The following is a 4,714-nucleotide window of genomic DNA, read 5'->3' on the forward strand; positions in this document are numbered from 1 at the left end:
CCTTTTTTGACAAGGGGGTGACCCGCATTGCTGGTGTGGCCATAACCAATCGTCCAGACACATGCCGTATCTCGATAAGCCTCTAAACGTAAACCTTCCCATTGTTTGATAAGCTCTAATCCTTCTTTCGATATCTTTCTCATCTGACGCTCCATAAAAAAAGCCCCACAAAAGTGGGGCGGCATAAAAATGTTTTCTTATGATCTCTATTGGCTATGCTCTTTGATCAGCTGCTCGACTTCTTCAACACGAAAGCCAAGTTGAAAAAGCGGCGCATATTCGCTTTCCTGTAATTCATACTGACAACGCTTTTCTACAAAATCACCATTTGAATCAAACGGCATGGTTGTTGTTAGACAAACCTTATGCGTGTCATCTTCAATCCCCTCTTCTCCTTCACTTAACTCCTTGACTAAAACCCAATAAAAACGCGTCTCTAAAAGAACCTCTAACCTCCTTACGGTTTCAGCCTTATCAAAGGAAAGCATATTCATATAATCTTCTTTGCTATTTAAATGCTCTGGATAATCTATCATCTACCCCTCCTAAATAAAATGCCGTGGATAACTACAGCCACGGGCGCCAGCCGATTCATAAATGGCATTCCGTATAATGATTGCACGCAGATGTGGATTGATATTCGTAGTATCTGACCAGTCTCCACCAGCCAACAATGCATACATATCTTTTTTAAACTGTACATTTGGTGAGGTTCCAGTTACCGTTTGCATGAAACAAACATCTTTCACAAATTGCCAAACATAACCGCAACCATCTTCACAACCGATATGCGAAACCATCCGTATATTTGCCGTATTCTTATAACCTCCAGAATGTTTTGGTGAAGGTGCTTTTTTGCCTTGAATCCCACCACCTTCATTGCTTCCATACATCGCGGAGGCAAATTCTGTATTATTGAGCAAAGCCTTCCTAACACGCAGCATATCGGATATGTGATCTGTTTGTAGACGGTTCGTCGTAATAGGAACATTATACGCCGAGCGGGTATTGTGACCCGTCCCTGACTGAAGATAAATATCAACCCAAAGATCTGTAGAGGGGTCATAAACCATTCCTTCTGGTGAACTATGCGGGCGGTGATTGAGACACCAAACTGAATTGGGTAAAATATCCCCTGCTCTATAACCAGACAATGGGTGACCGGAAATCGTACCAACATCCGCACAGAGCGTATGAAACCCTCCTATCTTTCGTGAATTACTCACTGTGTAATTCCTTGGATACGTAGAGTTTTCTGATAAAACAAGTTTATGAGACTGTCCTCCATCAGAAACCAAATAAACATAATAATCTTTGCCCACCGAAAGAGGAGGAACGCTTATTCTTGTATCTGCCGTATAACTTGCAACTAAAATATCATTGCCTAATGCCAAGGTTATGCGTGTTCCTTTTTTCAAGGTTAATTCCGCTTTGCCTTTCGCAACAAGAAACGGTGTGGAAATTGAAAGAACCGTTAAATTGGACTGTTTCAGTAAATTGTTTACCTCTTCCCCTAGCACTTTTGCCTGTGAGGCTACTGTATGGGCTGTTGTTGCCGTTGCTAGGGAACTCTTGATACCTCCAAGCTCTTGTTTCGTCGTATCGGCTGTTGTTTTAGCTTCTTCTGCTGTCCTTTTCGCTCTATCAGCTACTTCCTTGGCTTTTTCGGCTTCGCTCTTGGCTTGATAGGCTTGTGAATCTGCCGACTCGGCTTTTTTCTTGGCTTCATCTGAGTACATCCGTGCTAAACTTGCTATAGTCTTAGCATTATCTGCTGTTTCATTCGCGTCGTAAGCTTTACTCCACGCTTCATTTGCTGTTTTTTCTGCCTTTTCTGCCTGACTACGCGCTTGCTCCGCGTCATGTCTTGCATAACCAGCAGACTCCTTGGCTTCCTTGGCTATTTTTTGTGCCTCTTCCGCTTCTTCCTCTAAAGACGCGGCTTTCTTACCCGCTGTTTCGGCTGCCCTCTGTGCCTCTCCTGCTATATATTTTGCATTACTAGCTATTTCCTTGGCTTTTTCTACTTCATTCTTGGCTTCATACGCTCGGTCATCGGCTTTCTCCGCTATTTTCTTGGCTTCTTCGCCTGCCATTTCTGCTAATCTTGCTATAGTCTTAGCGTTATTGGCTGCTTCATTCGCGTCGTAAGCTTTACTCCACGCTTCATTCGCTGTGCTTTTTACCTTTTCCACCTCACTACGCGCTTGCTCCGCATCATGCTTGGCATAACCAGCTGTCTGTTTAGCTTCTTTAGCTATTTTTTCGGCTTCTTCTGCGGCTGCTTCTAAAGACGCGGCTTTTTTACCCGCTGTTTCAGCTGCCTTCTGCGCCTCTCCTGCTGCATATTTTGCACTATTGGCTATTTCCTTAGCTTTTTCGGCTTCATCTTTTGCTTCATACGCTTTGCTTTGAGATGCCTCCGCTATTTTCTTGGCTTCTTCGCCTGCCGTTTCTGCTAAACTTGCTATAGTCTTAGCGTTATTGGCTACTTCCTTGGCTTTTTCGGCTTCGCTCTTGGCTTGATAGGTTTGTGAATCTGCTGTCTCAGCTTTTTTCTTGGCTTCATCTGAGTACATCCGTGCTAAACTTGCTATAGTCTTAGCATTATCTGCTGTTTCATTCGCGTCGTAAGCTTTACTCCACGCTTCATTTGCTGTTTTTTCTGCCTTTTCTGCCTGACTACGCGCTTGTGCCGCCTCATGGTTAGCATAACCAGCTGTCTGTTTGGCTTCTTTCGCTATCTTTTCAGCTTCACCCGCTACTGTCTCTACCTGTGATGCCTTCTTTTGTGCACCATCAGCTACCTTCTTTGCCTCGTCCGCTGTCGACTTCGCACTATTGGCTAATTGTTTTAGACCATCCAAAGCACCTTTCGTTTCTTCTGCTACCTTCTCTGCTGCTTCCGCTTTACTCTTTGCTGCTGTAGCTATACCCTTCAACGCTTCTGCATCAACCTGCCCTGCCGTCTCTCCTGAACGCGCCGCAGACTCTGCTACCGCTTTCGCTTCAGAAGCTAATTTTGTAGCCTCCTCTGCATTCTGTTGAGCTTGATGAGCCGTTGCTGTTGCACTATCCGCTGCACTCTTGGCTTCTTCTGCTGTGGTCCTCGCTGTATTCGCCACCCTAACAGCGCTTTCTGATGCTACTTTAGCTTCCTTAGCTACGCTTTCTGCTGTTGCTGTCGCTGTCGCTACCGATTGTTTTACTTCCTCCACTAAACCTTTTGCCTCAACAGCTGTCGTTTTACTTTCATTGGCTAACGTTGCTGCCTGATCTGCTACTTTCTTCGCTTCAGCGGCTTGAGACAGTGCTTCTGAAGCATCTTGTTGCGCTGTTGATGTCTCTAACGCCTGTTTTGCTTCTTGCACCATAGTCTTGGCTTCAGAAGCTGTAACTGTCGCATCATCTGCCTTCTTTTCGGCTCTTGCGGCTTTCTCTTCTGCCGTCTCTGCTGTGCTCTTAGCTTCTTGCGATAGGACATGAGCATCCTCTGCTTTATTCTTCGCTTCCACCGCTGTGTCTTTTGCACTATCCGCTAACTGCTTTGCATTATTCGCTAACGTTTCTGCTAAATGCGCTGTCGTCTTAACTTCTTCAACCAATTGTTTGGCTTCACCAGCTTTAGTCTTGGCTTGTGTAGCAACGTCTTCTATTGTTAAAGCCCTCTGCTCTACTCCTTCTGCTGTCCTTTTGGCTCCCTCAGCTGTATTCTTGACATGATCAACCGATTGCTTAAGACCATGAGCTACCGACAAGGCTTTAGACGCCGTTTCTTTTGCATCACCGGCTACCGAAGAGGCTCTATCAGCTGTCATCTTGGCTTCAGAAGCTGTCGTGAGAGCTTGCCCACTGTTCGTTGCTGCTGTTTCTGCAACATTCTTCACCTCGCCCATCACCTGCTTGGCATCATCAAAAGCGCTCTTGGTTTGTTCGGAAAGTGTTTTTGCATCTCCTGCCGTTGCCTTGGCTTCTCTTGCCTCTGTCAAAGCTGTCTCTACTGTGCTTTGAACTTGTGTCACTCTTTGAGAGCTTTCCGTGACCGTTGTCGCCACTCTATCGGCTGCACCTTTAGTATCATCCGCAATACGCTTGGCTTCTTGCGCTAACCTCTCAGCCGCTTCTGACTTCATCTTGGCATCTTCTGAAGAGGTTTTCGATACCTCTGCTGTTGTCTTGGCGGCATTGGATACTGTTAATGCCGTATTTGCCTGCTCTAAAGCTGTCTCTGCTGTCGTCTTGGCTTCAGAAGCTACAGTAACTGAACTCGCTGCTGTATCTGCTATAGTTTTCGCTTGATCTGCTGTTTGTTGCGCCCCATTCGCACGCGCCATGGCTTTTTCTGCTTCTTGCCTTGCATTAACAACCTGCTCTAACGGCGCAAAGGTTTCATACGAATACAAAGATGCCGTCCCTAAAAGCTTCGGAACAACAACACTGTCTTGAGAAGTTCCTGCTATCATTTCTTCTCTCGTCGCGACAGGTATCAAATATTCATGTTCATGATCGGGTATCTTCATCTGCTTTATTCCTTCATTCAGAGGGCTTCATCCAATGAACACTCTTTCAAATCTTCAAGCTCTTCTCTTAATGCCTCTAAGCGCTTCTCTAAATCTTTCAGTGAACCATTAAGCTCTGTTTTCAAAGCTGCTTTCAGTAAATCAAAAACGCCATTAAGCGGCGCATGTACAAATACTTCCCCCGAATACAAAAC

General features: G+C 45.4%; 3 protein-coding genes. All 3 read right to left on the minus strand.

The window, feature by feature from the left end; all coding sequences use genetic code 11:
- The coding region (locus ACFIK3_RS08945; RefSeq protein WP_375676580.1) for a lysozyme at window positions 1-143 on the minus strand (143 nt) is incomplete at its 3' end.
- 63 nt (window positions 144-206) lie between these two features.
- On the minus strand, window positions 207-536 hold the full coding sequence (locus ACFIK3_RS08950; protein ID WP_375652115.1) for a hypothetical protein: 330 nt from the start codon (window positions 534-536) through the stop codon (window positions 207-209).
- A gap of 9 nt (window positions 537-545) precedes the next feature.
- Window positions 546-4,520 (minus strand): hypothetical protein, encoded by a 3,975-nt coding sequence (locus ACFIK3_RS08955; RefSeq protein WP_375676579.1) that lies wholly within the window; start codon window positions 4,518-4,520, stop codon window positions 546-548.
- Window positions 4,521-4,714: the final 194 nt, after the last annotated feature.

The organism is Bartonella sp. CB10SXKL (assembly GCF_042195515.1).
Taxonomy (GTDB): domain Bacteria; phylum Pseudomonadota; class Alphaproteobacteria; order Rhizobiales; family Rhizobiaceae; genus Bartonella.

Bases quoted from the DNA above. Each gene is read 5' to 3' on its own strand.
- ACFIK3_RS08955 (WP_375676579.1), bottom strand. From the start codon at position 4,520: ATGAAGATACCCGATCATGAACATGAATATTTGATACCTGTCGCGACG.
- ACFIK3_RS08950 (WP_375652115.1), bottom strand. From the start codon at position 536: ATGATAGATTATCCAGAGCATTTAAATAGCAAAGAAGATTATATGAAT.